14 protein-coding genes and 1 tRNA gene are annotated in these 19,247 nt (G+C 68.4%); 12 read left to right on the forward strand and 3 right to left on the reverse strand.

Annotation, left to right across the window (positions count from 1 at the left end; genetic code table 11):
- Window positions 1-76: 76 nt before the first annotated feature.
- From tolB to V7060_RS01720, 11 genes are all read left to right on the forward strand, one after another.
- Window positions 77-1,396, forward strand: coding sequence for a Tol-Pal system beta propeller repeat protein TolB (tolB, locus tag V7060_RS01670; protein ID WP_334177524.1), 1,320 nt, complete (start codon window positions 77-79; stop codon window positions 1,394-1,396).
- A gap of 60 nt (window positions 1,397-1,456) precedes the next feature.
- A complete protein-coding gene (gene pal, locus V7060_RS01675) occupies window positions 1,457-1,975 on the forward strand; it encodes a peptidoglycan-associated lipoprotein Pal (protein WP_334177525.1) in 519 nt (172 codons plus the stop codon).
- Window positions 1,976-1,990: 15 nt separating this feature from the next.
- On the forward strand, window positions 1,991-2,833 hold the full coding sequence (gene ybgF / locus V7060_RS01680; protein ID WP_334177526.1) for a tol-pal system protein YbgF: 843 nt from the start codon (window positions 1,991-1,993) through the stop codon (window positions 2,831-2,833).
- 63 nt (window positions 2,834-2,896) lie between these two features.
- Window positions 2,897-3,580, forward strand: coding sequence for a 7-carboxy-7-deazaguanine synthase QueE (queE, locus tag V7060_RS01685; protein ID WP_334177527.1), 684 nt, complete (start codon window positions 2,897-2,899; stop codon window positions 3,578-3,580).
- Window positions 3,581-3,686: 106 nt separating this feature from the next.
- Complete coding sequence (gene queC, locus V7060_RS01690; protein WP_334177528.1) at window positions 3,687-4,352, forward strand: 7-cyano-7-deazaguanine synthase QueC; 666 nt, start codon at window positions 3,687-3,689, stop codon at window positions 4,350-4,352.
- Between the two features lie 74 nt (window positions 4,353-4,426).
- A tRNA-Lys gene (locus tag V7060_RS01695) sits at window positions 4,427-4,502 on the forward strand.
- A gap of 39 nt (window positions 4,503-4,541) precedes the next feature.
- A complete protein-coding gene (locus V7060_RS01700) occupies window positions 4,542-5,654 on the forward strand; it encodes a PLP-dependent cysteine synthase family protein (RefSeq protein WP_334177529.1) in 1,113 nt (370 codons plus the stop codon).
- Between the two features lie 23 nt (window positions 5,655-5,677).
- Entirely contained in the window at window positions 5,678-7,720 is a 2,043-nt protein-coding gene (locus V7060_RS01705) for a M3 family metallopeptidase (RefSeq protein WP_334177530.1), read from the forward strand.
- 120 nt (window positions 7,721-7,840) lie between these two features.
- Complete coding sequence (locus tag V7060_RS01710; protein WP_334177531.1) at window positions 7,841-10,021, forward strand: glycoside hydrolase family 3 N-terminal domain-containing protein; 2,181 nt, start codon at window positions 7,841-7,843, stop codon at window positions 10,019-10,021.
- Between the two features lie 6 nt (window positions 10,022-10,027).
- A complete protein-coding gene (locus V7060_RS01715) occupies window positions 10,028-10,282 on the forward strand; it encodes a hypothetical protein (RefSeq protein ID WP_334177532.1) in 255 nt (84 codons plus the stop codon).
- An 11-nt stretch (window positions 10,283-10,293) separates the two neighbouring features.
- Complete coding sequence (locus V7060_RS01720) at window positions 10,294-11,169, forward strand: MFS transporter (protein ID WP_334177533.1); 876 nt, start codon at window positions 10,294-10,296, stop codon at window positions 11,167-11,169.
- Window positions 11,170-11,173: 4 nt separating this feature from the next.
- On the opposite strand, the gene V7060_RS01725 is transcribed toward V7060_RS01720, so the two are convergent.
- The 3 genes from V7060_RS01725 to V7060_RS01735 form a co-directional block, all read right to left on the reverse strand.
- Window positions 11,174-11,632, reverse strand: a complete 459-nt coding sequence (locus V7060_RS01725; protein WP_334177534.1) for a hypothetical protein — start codon at window positions 11,630-11,632, stop codon at window positions 11,174-11,176.
- Window positions 11,633-11,733: 101 nt separating this feature from the next.
- On the reverse strand, window positions 11,734-13,527 hold the full coding sequence (gene recQ / locus V7060_RS01730; protein ID WP_334177535.1) for a DNA helicase RecQ: 1,794 nt from the start codon (window positions 13,525-13,527) through the stop codon (window positions 11,734-11,736).
- A 957-nt stretch (window positions 13,528-14,484) separates the two neighbouring features.
- A complete protein-coding gene (locus tag V7060_RS01735; RefSeq protein ID WP_334177536.1) occupies window positions 14,485-15,042 on the reverse strand; it encodes a Dps family protein in 558 nt (185 codons plus the stop codon).
- A gap of 89 nt (window positions 15,043-15,131) precedes the next feature.
- On the opposite strand from V7060_RS01735, the gene hrpA reads away from it, so the two are divergent.
- Window positions 15,132-19,244 carry an ATP-dependent RNA helicase HrpA gene (gene hrpA / locus V7060_RS01740; protein ID WP_334177537.1) on the forward strand — a complete coding sequence of 1,371 codons (4,113 nt, stop codon included), beginning with the start codon at window positions 15,132-15,134 and terminating at the stop codon, window positions 19,242-19,244.
- Window positions 19,245-19,247 lie beyond the last annotated feature (3 nt).

Below are 19,247 nucleotides of genomic sequence, written 5' to 3' on the forward strand. Positions count from 1 at the left end.
CGTTCACAATTGTTAAAACGTTCACGCGCGGGCTGGTATCCCTTGGCGGCCCCGCCTAACCGCAGAGTCGTTGCCCATGAAGAAACCGCTGCGCTGGTTCGCCTTGCTCCTGTTCACCCTCGCTCCGATGCTGGCATCCGCCCAGCAGCAGGGTCTGGAGATCGACATCATTGGCGGCAACGCCTCGGCCCTGCCGATCACCGTGGTGCCCATGCCTTACCAGGGCAGCTCGGCTGCTCCGCCGACCGACGTGTCCGCCGTGGTGCGGGCCGACCTGGAGCGGTCCGGTGCCTTCCGCACGCTGCCGGAGGCGCGCATCACCGAGCGCCCGACACGTGGCAGCGAAATCCAGTACCCGACGTGGCGCACGCTGCGCCAGGACTACCTCGTCGTCGGGCGGGTCGTGGACGCGGGCGACGGTGGCTACCGCGTGGAATACGAACTGTTCGACGTGGCCAAGCAGGAGCGCATGCTCGGCCTAGCGATGACGGCCCGCTCGAATGCCCTGCGCGACGTCGCCCACCAGATGGCCGACGCGATCTACGAAAAGATCCTCGGCGTCCGCGGCGCGTTCTGGACCCGCATCGCCTACATCACCGCCGCCGGCACCGGCAAGGCGACGCGCTACGCGCTGATGGTGGCCGATTCCGATGGCTTCAACCCGCAGACCGTCGTGCGCTCGGCCGAACCGCTGCTGTCGCCGTCGTGGAGTCCGGATGGCCGCAAGCTGGCCTACGTCAGCTTCGAGAGCGGCAACTCGGCGATCTACATCCAGGACATCTCGACCGGTGCGCGCGAGAAGATCGCCAGCTTCCGCGGCATCAACGGCGCGCCCTCGTTCTCGCCGGACGGCCGCCAGCTCGCACTGACCCTGTCCCGCAGCGGCAACCCCGAGATCTACGTGATGGACCTCGGCAGCCGCTCGCTGCGCCAGTTGACCAATACCTCCGCGATCGACACCGAGCCGGTGTGGAGTCCGGATGGCGGCAGCATCTATTTCACCTCCGACCGCGGTGGCCGTCCGCAGATCTACCGCGTGCCGGCTGCAGGCGGCAGCGCCAGCCGGGTGACCTTCGAAGGCAACTACAACGCCACCGCCAGTATCGGCTACGACGGCAAGAAGATCGCCGTGGTGCAGGGGAGCGGCAACAACTACCGCATCGCGCTGATGGACAGCAGCCTGGGTGGCGCGCGCTGGTCGTCGCTGTCCCCCGGCTCGCTGGACGAGTCGCCCAGTTTCGCCCCCAACGCCAGCATGGTGCTGTATGCCGCGCGCGAAGGCGGGCGGGGCGTGCTGTACGCCGTCTCGGCCGATGCGCGCGTACGCCAGCGTCTGGTGGTGGCCAACGCCGACGTCCGCGAGCCGGCCTGGTCGCCCTATCGCACAGCGCGTTAATTTTGTGTCTAAAATACTGAATCCCTGATCCCCCCGTTCCAACGACGCTAAGGAATGACCATGAACAACACCACCCGTGTCCTGATGCTCTCCCTGATGTCCGTCGCCGTGCTGGCTGGCTGCAAGAAGAACGTCAAGCCGACCGAGCCGACCGACACCACGACCACCACCACCCCGACCGGCCCCACCGGCCCCACCACGGCCGGCGCCTACGGCCCGAACGACCTCGATACCGACGCCTGCCTGCGCCAGCGGGTGGTCTACTTTGATCTCGACCAGGACGCCCTGAAGCCGGAGTTCCAGGCCATCATGGGTTGCCACGCCAAGTACCTGCGTGACCGTCCGTCCTCGCGCATCACGCTGGAAGGCCATGCCGACGAGCGCGGCAGCCGCGAGTACAACCTGGGACTGGGCGAGCGTCGCGGCAATGCCGTGAATTCGGCCCTGCAGGCGAACGGCGGCTCGGCCAGCCAGCTGACCGTGGTCAGCTACGGCGAAGAGCGTCCGGTCTGCACCGATTCCAGTGAGTCCTGCTGGTCGCAGAACCGCCGCGTCGAGATCGTCTACACGGCGAAGTAAGCCGTCATCATCACGATGATCGCGAAAAAGACCTACATGCTGGTCCTGGCGGCGGCCCTGGTGGCCGCCGCTCCTGCGCATGCGCAGCGTGTCAGCCTGGCTGACCGCGTGACGGCATTGGAGGCGAAAGCCAACAATCCCCAGCAGAACCTGGACCTGCTCAACCGGGTCAACCAGCAGGAAGCGGAATTGCGCGAGTTGCGTGCGCAACTGGAGCAGCTGCAGAACGAGAACGAGCAGCTCAAGCAGCGCGGTCGAGACCAGTACCTGGATCTGGACGGTCGCCTGAATCGTCTCGAAGGCGGCGGCGCACCGGCTCCGGTCGGCGCGGTGCCTGTCAGTCCGCCGCCGGGCAATGCGGCCCCTGTCACTGCGCCGGCCACCGCGTCGGCGCCTGCCGCAGCCACCGCCACCGCGGATGAGCGTCCCCCCAGCGTCCATGGCGATCTGGGCGCGATATCCGCCGCCGGCGACGAACGCACGGCCTACAACGTCGCTTTCGACCGCCTGAAGGGTGGTGAATACGCGGATGCGGCGCAGTTGTTCACCAGCTTCCTCCAGCTTTATCCCAGCGGCGTGTATGCGCCCAATGCGCTCTACTGGCTGGGCGAGAGCTATTACGTCACCCAGAACTACGCGCTGGCCGCCGAGCAGTTCCGCGCGTTGCTGGCGCAGTATCCAACGCACGACAAGGCATCCGGCGCGCTGCTGAAAATCGGCCTGTGCGACTACGGCCTGGGCAAGCTGCCCGAAGCCGAGCGCATCCTGGGCGAAGTCATCGCCAAGTACCCGGGCACCGACGTCGCCCGCACCGCCGACGACCGCCTGCGCGCCATCCAGCTCGGCCGCCTGCGCTGAGCCGCCTTCGTCCGGCCCTCGGGAGCCGGATGACGGGCCGCCAGGGCGTATCATGCGCACCCCATGAATGACGCCGCCCGCCCCAGCGAGATCGTCCAGTCTCCGCTGGAACGCCTCAAGATCACCGAGATCTTCCTCTCCCTGCAGGGCGAGGCGAACGCGGTCGGCTGGCCGACGGTCTTCGTCCGCTTGACCGGCTGCCCGCTGCGCTGCCAGTACTGCGACACCGCCTACGCCTTTCATGGCGGCCAATGGTGGGAGATCGACGACATCCTCGCCGAGGTCGCGCGCCAGGGCGTGCGCCACGTCTGTGTCACCGGTGGCGAGCCGTTGTCGCAGAAGCGCTGCCTGTTGCTGCTGCGCCGGCTGTGCGACGCGGGATATGACGTCTCGCTGGAAACCTCGGGGGCCATCGACATCGCCGACGTCGACCCGCGCGTGTCGCGCGTGGTCGACCTGAAGACACCGGGTTCTGGCGAAGTGGCTCGCAACCGGCTGGAGAACCTCCCGCTGCTCACCGCGCGCGACCAGGTGAAGTTCGTGCTGTGCGGGCGCGCCGACTACGAATGGGCGCGCGGCATGGTTGCCGAGCATCGGCTGGCCGAGCGCTGCGATGTGCTGTTCTCGCCCAGCAAGTCCGAACTGTCGCCGCGCGAGCTGGCGGACTGGATCGTCGAGGACCGCCTGCCGGTGCGCTTCCAGATGCAGCTGCACAAGCTGCTGTGGAATGACGAACCCGGGCGGTGAGAGGATGAGGCCGTGATTGGTCATTGGTGATTCGTGATTCGGAAGATCAGTGCCAGTGGCCTGAGGCCGAATCACGAATCACGAATCACGAATCACGACTACCTGAATGAAAAACGCCGTCGTCCTTCTCTCCGGTGGCATGGACTCCGCCGTTGTCGTCGCCATCGCCCGCGAGCAGGGCTTCGCCGTGCATGCGCTCAGCGTGCGCTACGGCCAGCGGCACACCTCGGAACTGTATGCCGCCGCGCGCGTCGCCGCCACGCTCGGCGCCGCCGCGCACAAGACCGTGCACGTGGACCTGCGCAGCATCGGCGGCTCCGCGCTGACCGATGACATCGACGTGCCGGAAGCAGGTGGCCCGGGCATTCCGGTGACCTACGTGCCCGCGCGCAACACCATCATGCTGTCGGTGGCGCTGGGCTGGGCCGAAGTCCTCGGCGCCAGCGACATTTTCTGCGGCGTCAATGCCGTGGACTATTCGGGCTATCCGGATTGCCGCCCCGAGTTCATCGACGCGTTCGAGAAACTCGCCAACCTGGCGACCAGGGCGGGCGTGGAAGGCGCCGGCCTGCGCATCCAGGCGCCGCTACTGCACCTGAGCAAGGCCGACATCGTGCGCGAAGGCATTCGCCTGGGTGTCGATTTCGCCCAGACCGTGTCCTGTTACCAGGCCGACGATCAGGGCCGCGCCTGCGGACACTGCGATGCCTGCCGCCTGCGCGCCGCCGGCTTCGTCGACGCCGGCATGCCGGACCCCACGCGTTACGCGTGAGCCGGGCGGATTTCGCCCCGTCGCGGGCGATGCGCTAGAATGCGCGTCCCGGTGCAAGGCCGGGATGCGTTTCCGGGCCGTTAGCTCAGTCGGTAGAGCAGAAGACTTTTAATCTTTTGGTCGAAGGTTCGAATCCTTCACGGCCCACCACGCACATCCCGCCGCCGCACCCTGCAGGATATCTTCCGCGTGACCACGGCAGCGCGTGACTGGACGGCGCAGGCGATCCAGCGCATCGAAGCGGACTTCAACCGGTCCGCCGACACCCACTTGATCCCGCTGCCGCTGCCCGGTTTCCCCGGCATAGAGGTGTATCTCAAGGACGAATCCAGCCATCCCACCGGCAGCCTGAAGCACCGCCTGGCGCGTTCGCTGTTCCTGTACTCGCTGGCGAACGGCTGGCTGCGCGCGGGCGCACCGGTGATCGAGGCGTCCAGCGGGTCGACGGCGGTTTCCGAAGCCTACTTCGCGCGCCTGCTCGGACTGCCTTTCATCGCGGTGATGCCGTCCTCGACGTCGCCGGACAAGATCGCGGCGATCCAGTTCCAGGGTGGCCGTTGCCATCTGGTCGAAGAGGCCGGTGCGATCAATGCCGTCTCGCGGCAGCTCGCGCACGAGACGGGCGGACACTTCATGGACCAGTTCACCTACGCCGAGCGGGCCACGGACTGGCGTGCGAACAACAACATCGCCGAGGCCATCTTCAAGCAGATGGAGGCCGAACCGCATCCGGTGCCGGCGTGGATCGTCTGCAGTCCGGGGACCGGCGGCACCAGCGCCACGCTGGGGCGCTACGTTCGCTATCGCCGCCACCCCACGCGCGTGTTGTGCGCGGACCCGGAGCATTCGGTGTTCTACGACCAGTACCGGGGCGCCTGCGATGGCTGCGACGATACGGCGCTGACCTGCGGGCGCGGCTCCGGCATCGAAGGCATCGGCCGCCCCCACTGCGAGCCCAGCTTCATCCCGTCCTGCATCGACGCGATGGTGAAGGTGCCGGACGCGCTCAGCCTGGCCGCGATGCGGCATGTCAGCGCGATCCTGGGGCGCAGAGTCGGTGGTTCGACCGGCACCAACTTCGTCGGCATCCTGGTGGCGGCGACCCGCATGCGCGAAGAAGGCCGGGCCGGTTCCATTGTCAGCATCCTGTGCGACAGCGGTGAACGGTACGCGCACAGCTACTACAACCGCGACTGGTATCTGGAGCGCGGCATCCCCATCGTGGAAAGCGACGATGCCATCGCGGCGGCCATCGCCGGGCGCGGGTTGCCCGTGCTGGCGCAGGCCGACTGGCCGACCTGACCCCCATTGCAGAAGGTGTTCCCATGACCCATCCGTTGCTCGACTTCTCGGGCCTGCCGCACTTCGACGCGATCCGTCCCGAGCACATCGCACCGGCGATCGAGCAATTGCTGGCCGAGGCCGATACCGCGGTGAGGGCGGCGGAGGCCGTCGTGCCGATCACGTGGGACGCGTTCGTCGTGCCTCTGGACGATGCCACCGAGCGCCTGGCGCGCGCCTGGAACCAGGTCACGCACCTGGAGGCCGTGGTGAACACGCCCGCGCTGCGCGCTGCCTACAACGCGCAGCTGCCGAAGGTGACGCGCTTCTGGAGCGCGCTCGGGCAGAACCTCGCGCTGTATGGCCAGTACCGCGCACTGTCCGAGTCGCAGGAGGCGCAGACGTACGATGAAGCGCGCCGCAAGGTGCTGGACAACGCGCTGCGCGATTTCCGGCTCGGCGGCGCCGAGCTGCCGGACGAGCAGAAGGCGCGCTTCGCTGCGGTGAAGGAGGAACTCGCCGGGTTGTCGGCCAAGTTCTCGCAGAACGTGCTGGATGCGACCGACGAGTACGAGTTCTGGATCAAGGACAAGCAGCATCTCGGTGGGCTGCCGGCGGACGTGGTGTCGGCGGCGCGCGCGGCGGCCAAGGCCGATGACGAGCCCGGCTGGAAGTTCACCCTGCAGATGCCGTGCTACCTGCCGGTGCAGGCGTATGCGGACGACCGCGCGCTGCGCGAAACGCTGTACCACGCCAACGCGGTGCGCGCGTCGGAACGGGCCGACAACGAGGCGCTGGACAACTCCGCGCTGATCGAGCGCATCCTCGCGCTGCGTGCCGAACTGGCGGCGCTGCTCGGTTTCGCCAGCTATGCGGAGTATTCGCTGGCGACCAAGATGGCCGACACGCCGGACGAGGTGCTGGCGTTCCTGCGCGATCTCGCTGCACGCGCCAGGCCGCATGCGCAACGCGACCGCGAGGAACTGGAAGCCTTCGCCCGCGACCAGCTCGGCCTGGAAACGCTCGAAGCCTGGGACCTGGCCTACGCCAGCGAGAAGCTCAAGCAGGCGCGCTACAGCTTCTCCGCGCAGGAAGTGAAGCAGTACTTCACCGAACCCGCGGTGCTGGCCGGGCTGTTCGGCGTGATAGGCGACCTGTATGGCCTGCGCGTCGAGCAGGACGCGGCGCCGACCTGGCATCCCGACGTGCGCTTCTATCGCCTGGTGGATGGCGACGGCGCGCTGGTCGGCCAGTTCTACCTCGACCTGTATGCCCGCGAAGGCAAGCGCGGCGGTGCGTGGATGGACGATTGCCGCAACCGCCGCGACACCGCGCGCGGCACGCAGACGCATGCTGTACAAACACCTGTCGTGTATCTGGTCTGCAACTTCGGCAAGGGCGTGGACGGCACGCCGGCCACCTTCAGCCACAGCGACGTGACCACGCTCTTCCACGAAATGGGCCACGGCCTGCACCAGTTGCTGACGCAGGTCGGCGAACTGGGCGTGGCCGGCATCAACGGCGTCGAGTGGGATGCGGTGGAGCTGCCCAGCCAGTTCATGGAGAACTTCTGCTGGGAATGGGAGCGGGTGCAGGCGATGACCGCGCACGTGGACACCGGCGAGTCGCTGCCGCGCGCGCTGTTCGACCGGATGGTCGCGGCGAAGAACTACCAGAGCGGCATGGCCACGGTGCGGCAGCTGGAGTTCGGCCTGTTCGACATGCAACTGCACAGCGGGTTCGATGCGGCCGACGACAGCGTGCTGGCGTTGCTGGACCGCGTACGTGCCGAGGTGGCGGTGAACATCCCGCCGGACTGGAACCGCTTCCCGCATCAGTTCAGCCACATCTTCGCCGGCGGCTACGGGGCGGGGTACTACAGCTACAAGTGGGCCGAAGTGCTCAGCGCCGACGCGTATGCCGCCTTCGAGGAGGCACCGGCCGACGTCGCCGCGACGGGGGCGCGCTTCCGCCGCGAGGTGCTGGCACGCGGCGGGAGCCGGGCGGCTTCGGAGAACTTCCGTGCCTTCCGCGGCCGCGCGCCGCGGATCGACGCGCTGCTTCGCCATTCCGGCATGGCGGGGTAAACCGCGTCGCGGCGCCTGGAACACCCGGCGGACGCCGTTTGAAGAGGGTTTGACCCTGCTTGTAAACGTTTTCATAATGGCTGCCCCCGTAACACCGGCGTTCCCGGGAGGACCGCGTACATGCCGCATCAGCGAAGGATCGAAGGCCTGATCGCCGAGATGACGCTGGAGGAGAAGATCGGCCAGCTCGGCGCCTTCGCCGACGCGCTGCGGCCGTTCGCCTTCGAGGTCAATCCGGAGACCTTCGCGCGCGATGCCGAGCAGGTACGCGAGCAGATCCGCAGCGGCCGCGTTGGCGCGCTGTTCAACGGCGTAGGCGCGGCGGAAGGCCGCGAGGCGCAGCGCATCGCGGTGGAGGAAAGCCGCCTGGGCATCCCGCTGCTGCTGGGCGCCGACGTCATCCACGGCATGCGCACGGTGTTCCCGATCCCGCTGGGCGAAGCCGCCAGCTTCGAACCCGATCTCGCCGAACGCACCGCACGCGCGACCGCGAAGGAAGCCACTGCCGCGGGCATCCACTGGACGTTCGCGCCGATGGTCGATATCGCGCGCGACCAGCGCTGGGGCCGCGTGGCGGAAACCTCCGGCGAAGATGTGTACCTGTCCTGCGAACTCGCCGCCGCCCGCGTGCGCGGTTTCCAGGGCAAGGACCTGACCGCCGCCGACTCGCTGCTGACCACGCCCAAGCACTTCGCCGCCTACGGCGCGATCTCCGCCGGCCTGGATTACAACTTCGTGGACATGGCGCCGCAGACGTTGCGCGACGTGCACCTGCCGCCGTTCAAGGCGGCAATCGATGCGGGCGCATTGACGCTGATGAGTTCGTTCAACGACATCAACGGCGTGCCGGCGTCGGCCAACCGCGAGCTGCTGACCGACATCCTGCGCGGCGAGTGGAAGTTCGAAGGCTTCGTCGTTTCCGACTACACCTCCGACCTCGAACTGATCGCGCACGGCTACGCCAGCGACGAAGCCGATGCTGCGCAGAAGGCGCTGTCGGCCGGTTTGGACATGAGCCTGCAGAGCGGCATCTATGCCGGCCATGTCGCGACGCTGGTCGAGCGGGGCCGGCTGACGATGGGCGAGGTCGACGAAGCCGTGCGCCGCGTGCTGCACGTGAAGGCGGCCGTCGGCCTGTTCGACAACCCTTACCGCTGCCTCGATGCCGAACGCGAAACGGATCAATCGCATATCGCCGCGCACGACGCGCTGGCACGCGACTGCGCGCGCCGCTCCATCGTGCTGCTGAAGAACGAAGGCGACGTGCTGCCGCTGAAGAAGGCGGGGCAGCGCATCGCGCTGATCGGGCCGTTCGCGCAGGACACCGCCAACCTCGGCGGCTGCTGGAACATCTTCGGCGATGCCGCGCGCATGGTGGATGTGGAAACCGGCGTGCGCGCCGCGCTGGACGATCCGACCGCGCTGGTCGTCGAGCCGGGCTGCGGCGTCGAAGAAGCGATCGAGGGCGGCATCGACGCCGCGGTCGCCGCCGCGCGCGCGGCCGATGTCGTGCTGCTCGCCGTGGGCGAACCGCACGAGTTTTCCGGCGAGGCGCAATCGCGTACGCATATCGTGCTGCCAGCCGCGCAGCAGGCACTGGCCGAAGCGGTCGCCGCCACCGGTACACCGGTCGTCGTCGTGCTGCGCAACGGCCGTGCGCTGGCGCTCGAGGGCGCGGTGCGCGAGGCGCAGGCGGTCCTGGTGGGCTGGTTCCTCGGCACGCAGACGGGTCCTGCCATCGCCGACGTCGTATTCGGCGACTACAACCCCTCAGCGCGCCTGCCGGTGAGCTTCCCGCAGGATGCGGGCCAGCAGCCGTACTTCTACAACCATCCCGCCACCGGTCGTCCCAACGTGCCGGGCACGCCGCGCTTCTTCCAGACGCGCTGGCGCGAGGTGTCGCACGCGGCGCTGTATCCGTTCGGCCACGGCCTGTCGTATACCCGCTTCGACTACGGCGTACCGCAACTGGATACGCAGACGCTGAGCTGGCACGACACCCTGACCATCCGCACGCGCATCACCAACGCCGGCACGCGCAAGGGTGAAGAGGTCGTGCAGCTGTACCTGCGCGACCGCACCGCCAGCCGCGTGCGTCCGGTGCGCGAGCTGAAACGCTTTCGCAAGATCACCCTGGCCGCTGGCGAATCGCAGGACGTCGAGTTCACCCTGGCGCGCGCCGACCTCGAATTCCACGGGGTCGACAACCGTCCCATCGCCGAGCCCGGCCTGTTCGACCTGTGGGTCGCACCGTCCAGCGCCGCCGGCGAGGCGGTCCCGTTCGAACTGCAGGCGCCCTGACGCCGCATGCCGGTGCATGAGGACGCGCCGGGTGCGCGCGAGCGTATCGCCACCCGCATCGCCTTCTTCATCGGCGGCCTGGCCGTGTCGGCGTGGGCGCCGCTGATTCCGTTCGCCAAGCGGAAACTCGCGCTGGACGATGGCCAGCTCGGCCTGATGCTGCTGTGCCTCGGCGTGGGATCGGTGCTGATGATGCCGCTGGCGGGCGGACTGGCCGCGCGCTTCGCTGCCGTCGCTCGATCATTGCTGCGGGCGCGATGATCTGCCTGTGCATGCCCGCGCTGATGCTGGCGCCCAGCATTCCCGTCCTCGCGCTGGCGCTGGCCGTGTTCGGCGCGAGCCTGGGCGTGCTCGACGTGGTGATGAACGTGCAGGCGGTGATCGTCGAACGCGCCAGCGCGCGCGCGATGATGTCCGGCTTCCACGGCATGTACAGCGTCGGCGGCATCGCCGGCGCGGGCGGCGTGGCCGGCGCGCTGGCCCTCGGTGCGTCGCCGCTGCTGGCGATCGGCGGCATGGCGGTGATCGCCGCCGTGTTGCTGGCCGGTGCTCGTCGCGGACTGCTGGTCGATGGCGGCGACGGCGACCATCCTGCGTTCGTGCTGCCGCGCGGGCGCGTGCTGCTGGTCGGCGCGGTGTGCTTCGCGATGTTCCTGTCCGAGGGCGCGGTGCTGGACTGGAGTGCGGTCTTCCTGACGTCCGTGCGGAATGCCGATCCGGCCACCGCCGGCTTCGGTTACGTCGCCTTTGCGGTGACGATGACGATCGGCCGCCTGGCCGGCGACTGCATCGTGCAGGCGCTGGGCGCGTTCCGCGTAGTGGTGTGCGGTGCGCTGGTCGCGGCGGCCGGCTTCATGCTGGCGATCCTGGTGCCGTCGCCGCTGGCCGGGATGGCGGGGTTCGCGCTGGTCGGTGCGGGCGCGGCGAACGTGGTGCCGGTGATGTTCTCCGCAGCGGGACGCCAGCGCCGCATGCCCACGCACCTGGCGGTCGCTGCGGTCACCACGATGGGCTATGCGGGGGTACTGCTCGGGCCGGCCGCGCTGGGGTTCATCGCCAAGCTCACCTCGCTGGCGGCGGCGCTGGGCCTGCTGGTCGTGCTGCTGGTGGCGGTGGCCCTGGTCGCGCGCGTCGCCACCCGCGACTGAAGGCTTACGGGCGCGGTGCGCCGCGCATCATCGGGCCGCCGGGATAACCGCCATACGGGCCGCCGTAATACCCGCCGGGGCCGTCGTAGCGGTCGACGTTGAGGTTGAAGTTGAACGTACGCGGCTTGCCTTCATCGTCGTACGTGGTCTTGCAGAGATTGAGGTTGGCCGCGTTGTAGGTGCTGTGGCCATGGCCCTTGCTGTAGCCGATGCCGGTGGTGACGCTGCCCGATACGCCATCGCCGTCATCGTCGCCGTAGTACACGCAGGGATCGATTGGCGTGGCGGCCACGGCGCCCTTCTTCGGCCGTGCCGGTTGCGTGTCGCCGTACCAGGTGCCGGGGGGATCCTTGGCGTAGGTGGCCGACCGGGGCAGGCTGAGGTCCAGCGCTTCCGCATTCGACTGCGCGAACGCAGGCACGGCGGTCATCAGGGCCAGCAACGCAACAGGCAGGGTCTTCATGGGGAGTCCCGGAACGGCGGCCCATCGAGTGGCGGGCCTGCGAAGCAAGCTAACAGTCCGGGATTGAACGTCGGCTGAGATCGACGCCCGAGGCGGGGAACTCATCCCACCGCGCCCAGTACGTCCAGGACGCGCTGGCCATAGCGCTCCAGCTTGGCGCCGCCGATGCCGCCGACCCGCCCCAGTTCATCCAGCGTGCCGGGCTGCTGTTCGGCGATGTTGCGCAGCGTGCTGTCGTGGAAGATGACGTAGGCGGGCACGTTCTGCTCGCGGGCCAGTTGCGCGCGCAGGTCGCGCAGTACCTGGAAGCGCGGCAGGTCGGCAGCCTGCACCGGTACGCCGCTGCGCGAGCCGCGATCGCGTTCGCGCTTTTCGCGCCGCTCCTTGCGCAGCTGAAGGCGACGTTCGCCGCGCAGCACGGCACGGCTGCCTTCGGTCAGGCGCAGGCTGCCGAATTCCGCCTCGACTTCCAGCAACCCGCAGGCCACCAGCTGGCGGAATACGCTGCGCCACGCGGTGGCATCCAGATCCTTGCCGATGCCGTAGGTGGTCAGGTGGTCATGTCCGCACTGGCGGATGCGCTCGTTCTCGCTGCCGCGCAACACGTCGATCACATGGTTCACGCCGAAGCGCTGGCCGCTGCGGTACACGCAGCTCAGTGCCTTCTGCGCGGCCTCGGTGGCGTCCCAGGTCTCGGCCGGGCTCAGGCAGTTGTCGCAGTTGCCGCACTCGTGCGGATAGGTTTCGCCGAAGCCCGCCAGCAGCACCTGACGCCGGCACTGGGTGGATTCGCAGTAGCCCAGCAGCTGGTCCAGCTTGCGGCGTTCGAGGCGCTTGCGCTCTTCTCCGGCCTCGCCCTGTTCGATCATCTGCTTCAGCAGCACCACGTCGCCCAGTCCGTAGCACAGCCAGGCTTCGGCGGCCTCGCCGTCGCGGCCGGCGCGGCCGGTCTCCTGGTAATAGCCTTCCATCGACTTGGGCAGGTCCATGTGCGCCACGAAGCGCACGTCGGGCTTGTCGATGCCCATGCCGAAGGCGATCGTCGCGACCATGACGATGCCGTCCTCGCGCAGGAAGCGGCGCTGGTTGTGCGCACGCACGCTGGCGTCGAGACCGGCGTGGTAGGGCAGTGCGTTGAAGCCCTGCTCGGCCAGGTAATCGGCGAACTGTTCCACGCGCTTGCGCGACAGGCAGTAGACGATGCCGGCCTCGCCGCGGCGATTGCGCAGGAAGTCGCGCAGCTGGTGCCGCGCATTGTCCTTCTGCACCACGGTGTAGCGGATGTTGGGGCGGTCGAACGAGCTGACGAACTTCTCGGCCTCCACCAGGTTCAACCGCTCGGCGATCTCGCGTTGCGTCGGCGGGTCGGCAGTGGCGGTCAACGCGATGCGCGGCACGTCGGGCCAGCGTTCGTGCAGCAGGGCCAGTTCCAGGTACTCGCGCCGGAAGTCGTGGCCCCACGCCGACACGCAGTGCGCTTCGTCGATGGCGAACAGCGCGATGCGGCTGCGGTCCAGCAGCGACAGGAAGCGCCCGGTCAGCAGCCGCTCCGGTGCCACGTACAGCAGGTCCAGCTCGCCGCGCAGCAGGGCCTGTTCGACCTGCTGGGCTTCGTCCGCGGCCAGCGAGGAGTTCAGGAAGGCCGCGCGCACGCCCAGCTGGCGCAGTGCGTCCACCTGGTCCTGCATCAGCGCGATCAGCGGCGAGACGACGATGCCGGTGCCCTCGCGCAGCAGCGCGGGCACCTGGTAGCACAGCGACTTGCCGGCGCCGGTCGGCATGAGGACCAGGGCATCGTGGCCGGCGGCAATGTGTTCGACGATGGCCTGTTGGTGGCCGCGGAAGGCGCTGTAACCGAAGACGCGCTGCAGTGTTTCGAGGGCGGGGGACGACATGGGGACAAGGATAACGCGATGACGGGTGTCGGCCCGGTCAGTGGGTGCCGGGGGGGATCGGAAATCCGTGTGGCGTGGGGTGGGAGTTCATCCTGACTCGAGCGGGTCACTGAAAGGCCATTTCCCTGCGTCTGAGCCCCTCTCCCGGCGGGAGAGGGGTTGGGGTGAGGGGCAACGGAGTCCGTGTCTTTGAGCTTCCTTTGTTGTCACCACATCCACGATGGCGCTTTGGTTCGATGGCCTTGCAGAACGGTTGTTCTATCCTTTTTAGATGGCGCCGCCTGCCGCGGGGGCCTTACTTTTCTTTGCTTGTGCAAAGAAAAGTAAGCAAAAGAAAGCACACCCCGGCGGTCCGCCCGCCGCACGCGGCGGGTGCGCAGTCCCGGCGGGAATTTTCGTACGGGGCATCCTGCCCCGGCCGAAAACGGCGCACATCCTTGTGCGCCGCCCTTCGGGTTTTACCCGCCGTGACTGCCGGACCTCAGGGGACCCAGGAGCCACCCCAGATACAAACGACGCCGGCTTTGCTCACGCTTCAGGGGTCCCCGTGAGGCACGGCGAGTGGGCCGGGTAAAACCAGAAGGGCGCCGTCATGGATGACGGCGTTTTCGTATGGCACATGGATGTGCCTTACGAAAATTCCCGGCCCGCTCGCGGACCCGGAGCGAAGCGCAGGGCGTGCCGCCTGGGGCGTGTTTCTTTGGTTCCTTTCTTTGCACGAGCAAAGAAAGGGACGCCCCCGTGGCGAGCGGCACCATGTGTCCGAGATAAAAACGTCTCCCGCCAGGCCATCAAAAGTAGATCCCATCGCGAATGTGGCAACCGCCAACGCGGTGCGAAGACATGGACTTCGTTGGCCCTCACCCCAACCCCTCCCCCACAGGGAGAGGGACTTCGAGGGTCAGACAGCAGAACGCCCGGACCAGCCGGGCGTTCTGTGTGTCTCTCGTGTGCCAGTTATTGCAACAGCGACCGCAGCATCCATGCGTACTTCTCGTGCGTCTGCAGACGCTGCGTCAGCAGGTCCTCGGTCGGCGCGTCGTCGGCATCGTCGGCGATGTCCAGCACCTTGCGTGCCGTGCGGCAGACCGCCTCGTTGCCGATGACCAGCTGGCGGACCATCTCGCGCCAGTCGGCGCTGTCGCTCAGGCCCGGCTCTTCCGCGATCGAGGTCAGGCTGACGAACTCGCGGTACGAACCCGGCGCATTGAAGCCCAGCGCGCGGATGCGCTCGGCGATCTCGTCCAGCGCCGTCCATTGCTCGGTGTACTGCGTCTCGAACATCGTATGCAGCGAGTTGAACATCGCGCCGGTGATGTTCCAGTGGAAATTGTGGGTCTTCAGGTAGAGCGTGTAGCTGTCGGCGAGGAAGCGCGACAGGCCATCAGCGATCTTCTTGCGTTCGCCGCTGCTGATCCCGATATCGATGTTCGGTGCCGACGGGGCGGCCGCGAGCGGGGCGGCCACGGAGGGGGCCTTGGTTTTCTTGGCGGGCTTGGACTTGGTCTTGGCCATGCGGATGCTCCTGTAGGTGGGTTGAGACGGCACAATGGACACACTAGAACATGTGGCGTGAGCGAAAAGTTTCAACGGCCTGCTGAAGAATGAGTACTCCCCGTAACCCGTCCCCCGCCGGTCCCGACCGTGCCGCCCTCGACCACGGCCGGCGTGCGCTCGACCGTGCATTGAGCCGCGACCGTGGCCGCCTGCACGGGCTGTGGTCGCGCTGGCAGGGCAAGCCGGCCGATGCCGGTGCGCGCCAGGCGTTCGAGCAAGCATTGACGGCGTCGATCGCCACCCGCGAGCGGCGACTATCGACCGTGCCGGCGGTGACGCTGGACGACGCCCTGCCGATCGCGCGCGAGGGCGAGCGCATCGTCGAGCTGATCCGGAACCACCAGGTCGTGGTGATCGCGGGCGAGACCGGCTCCGGCAAGACCACCCAGCTGCCCAAGCTGTGCCTGGCCGCCGGTCGTGGCGTGGCCGGCATGATCGGCTGCACCCAGCCGCGCCGCATCGCCGCGCGTGCGGTCGCGCGCCGCGTCGCCGAGGAGTTGAAGACGGAGGTCGGCCGCGCGGTCGGCTTCCAGGTGCGCTTCAACGACCAGGTCGGCGAAGACACCCACATCAAGTTCATGACCGACGGCATCCTGCTGGCGGAGATCGCCAGCGACCGCTGGCTGTCGGCGTACGACACGATCATCGTCGACGAGGCGCACGAACGCAGCCTCAACATCGACTTCCTGCTCGGCTACCTGAAGCAGTTGCTGCGCAAGCGTCGCGACCTGAAGGTCATCGTCACCTCGGCGACCATCGATACCGGACGCTTCGCCACACACTTCGACGACGCGCCGGTGATCAGCGTGGAAGGCCGCACCTATCCGGTGGAGGTGCGCTATCGCGCGCTGGAAGGCGAGGGCGAGCAGGAAGGCGACCGCACCGTCAACGACGGCATCGTGGCGGCGGTGGACGAGATCACCCGGCTGGATGCGCGCGGCGACGTGCTGATATTCCTGCCCGGCGAGCGCGAGATCCGCGACGCGCACCAGGCGCTGGAGCGCCGCAAGTACCGCCAGACCGAGGTGCTGCCGCTGTATGCGCGCCTGTCCAACCAGGACCAGGACCGCGTGTTCAATCCCGGTCCGAACCGGCGCATCGTGCTGGCCACCAACGTCGCCGAAACCTCGCTGACGGTGCCGCGCATCCGCTACGTGGTCGACCCCGGTTTCGCGCGCGTCAAGCGCTACAGCCCGCGCAACAAGCTGGACCGCCTGCATATCGAACCCATTTCCCAGGCCAGTGCCAACCAGCGCAAGGGCCGCTGCGGGCGCGTCGCCGAGGGCATCTGTTACCGGCTGTATGCCGAGGCGGATTTCCAGGCGCGGTCGGAATTCACTGATCCGGAAATCCGCCGTTCCAGTTTGGGCGGCGTGATCCTGCGCATGCTGCAGCTCGGCCTGGGCCGGATCGAGGACTTCCCGTTCCTGGAATCCCCGGACGAGCGCGCCGTCGCCGATGGCTGGCAGCAGCTGACGGAGTTGGGCGCCATCGACGCCGAGCGCCGCATGACCGCGATCGGCAAACAGATGGCACGCCTGCCGGTGGACGTGAAGCTGGCGCGGATGCTGGTGGCGGCCCAGGCGGCCGGCTGCCTGCGGCCGATGCTGGTGATCGCCTCGTTCCTCGGCATCCAGGACCCGCGCGAACGTCCGGCCGAGGCGCGCGGCGCCGCAGACAGCGCGCATGCGCAGTTCGCGGATGGCCGTTCCGAGTTCGTCGGCGTGCTGCGGCTGTGGGACGCCTACCGCCAGGCGCACGAGGACCTGACCCAGTCGAAGCTGCGCGATTGGTGCGGCCGCCATTTCCTGGGCTTCCTGCGCATGCGCGAATGGCGCGAGCTGCATCGCCAGCTGCGCCTGCTGTGCGAGGAGCTGGGCTGGAGGGAAGAAGACAACGAGGCGTCGCTGGCGCCGCTGCTCGCCGGCAGCAGCGCACCGGCTGCCGCACGCGATGACAGCGCCGCGGCGGTGAAGGCCACGCGCGGCCAATTGCATCGCGCCGCGCGCCTGGTGCGCGAAGGCAAGGCCGAGCCCGCGCCGGCGCCGGTCGCGGTGCGTGCGCAGCAGGACCAGGCGCCTGCCGGCGGCGGCTTCAGTGAGCGCGTGCGCGCCAGCGCCTACCAGACGCTGCACCGCGCGCTGGTGGCCGGCCTGCCGACGCAGATCGGCCATCGCATCGACAAGGGCGATTTCCAGGCGCCACGCCAGCGCCGCTTCCTGCCGTTCCCCGGGTCGCCGCTGTCCAGGCGTCCACCGCCGTGGCTGCTGGCAGCCAACCTGCTGGACACGCAGAAGGTATGGGGCATGACCCTGGCGGCGATCGAGCCGGACTGGGTGATCGCCGAACTGCCGCACCTGCTGCTGCGCAAGCACTTCGACCCGCACTGGTCGCGTGCGCAGGGCCAGGTGCTGGCGTCGGAGCAGATCAGCCTGTTCGGCCTGGTGCTGGCGCCGAAGAAGCCGGTGCACTACGGCCGCATTGCGCCGGGGGAAGCGCACGACCTGTTCGTACGCCAGGGCCTGGTGACCGGCGAGATCAACACGCGTGCCGGCTTCGTTGCGGACAATCTGAAGACGCTGGAGCAGGCACGAGAAGAGGAAGCCAAGCTGCGCCGCGCCGGCCTGGTCGCCGACGAGGACTGGCAGGCGCGCTGGTACCTGGACCGGATTCCGTCCGAACTCCATTCCGCCGCCGGCCTGGATACGTGGTGGAAGGCGCTGCCGGCCGACAAGCGCCGCGCGCTGCACTGGTCGCTGGTCGACCTGTTGCCGGGCGAAGGCAGTGAGGAAGACCGCTATCCGAAGTACTTCGCCTTGGGCGATGCGCGGCTGCCGCTGCACTACCGGTTCGAACCGGGTGCGGTCGACGACGGCGTGACGCTGGAGGTGCCGCTGCACCTGCTCAACGCGCTGGATCCCGCGCGTCTGTCGTGGCTGGCGCCGGGCTTCGTCGCCGACAAGGCGGCCGGGCTGATCCGCAGCCTGCCCAAGGCGATGCGGCGCAACTACGTGCCTGCGCCGGATTTCGGTCGCGCGTTCCACGAAGCCTTTTCCAGACCCACCGCCGATGACCTCCGTGGCGAGCTGGCGCGCTTCCTGTCGCGTGCGACCGGCGTGGCGGTGAGTGCGCTCGACTTCGACGAGGCGGCGCTGGAGCCGCACCTGCGCATGAACCTGCGGTTGCGCGAAGACCCGCGTGGCGGCGGCGAAGGCAAGGTGCTGGCCGAGTCGCGCGACCTTGATGACCTGCGTGCACGCTTCGGTGCCAAGGCGGGCCAGGCCTTCGCCGCGCGCGCCGGTCGCGAGATGGCGGCGAGTGGCCTGCGCGATTTCCCGCCGCAGGCGATCCCCCGCGAGGTGCCGGGCGAGGCGGGTGTGCCGGCCTATCCGGCCCTGCGCGACGACGGCGAGACGGTGGCGCTGCAGGTGTTCGCCGACCGTGCGGAAGCGGCTGCGGCGCATCCCGGTGGCGTGCGCCGCCTGTTGGAGATCGCGCTGGCCGACAAGGTGAAGCAGGCGCGCAAGCAGCTGCCGGTCTCGCCGAAGACGGGGCTGTTGTACGCGGCCATCGAATCGCAGGAACGGTTGCGCGGCGACATCGTCGATGCAGCCATGAATGCCGTCCTCGCGGAAGGGCTGGAGGCGATCCGCGACCGCGCCGCGTTCGGGCAGCGGCGCGACGATGCCGGCAAGCGCCTGTTCGGCGAGGCGATGGAGCGGCTGAAACTGGCCGAGGCGATCCTGTCCGCGGTGGCGGAACTGAAACCGCAGCTGGACGCGCCGCTGATGGGCTGGGCGCGCGGCAACCTCGACGACCTGCGCGCACAGCTGGCGGGCCTGGTGCATGCCGGCTTCCTGCGCGACACGCCGGCCGATGCGCTGGCGCAACTGCCGCGCTACCTGAAGGCGATGACGCTGCGCGCCGAGCGCGCGAAGCGCGATCCTGCGAAGGACCAGGCGCGCATGCTGGAACTCAAGCCGTTCGCCGACGCACTGGCGCAGGCGAACGACGATGGCATCGTGCGGTCGCCGGATTGGCAGGCGCTGCGTTGGGACCTGGAGGAACTGCGGGTATCGGTATTCGCGCAGGAACTGGGCGCGAAGAGCGGCATCTCGCCGAAGAAGCTCGCGCAGCGCCTGCAGGCGCTGCGCGGGTGAGGC

Source organism: Pseudoxanthomonas sp., from assembly GCF_036845285.1.
Classification (GTDB): Bacteria; Pseudomonadota; Gammaproteobacteria; order Xanthomonadales; family Xanthomonadaceae; genus Pseudoxanthomonas_A.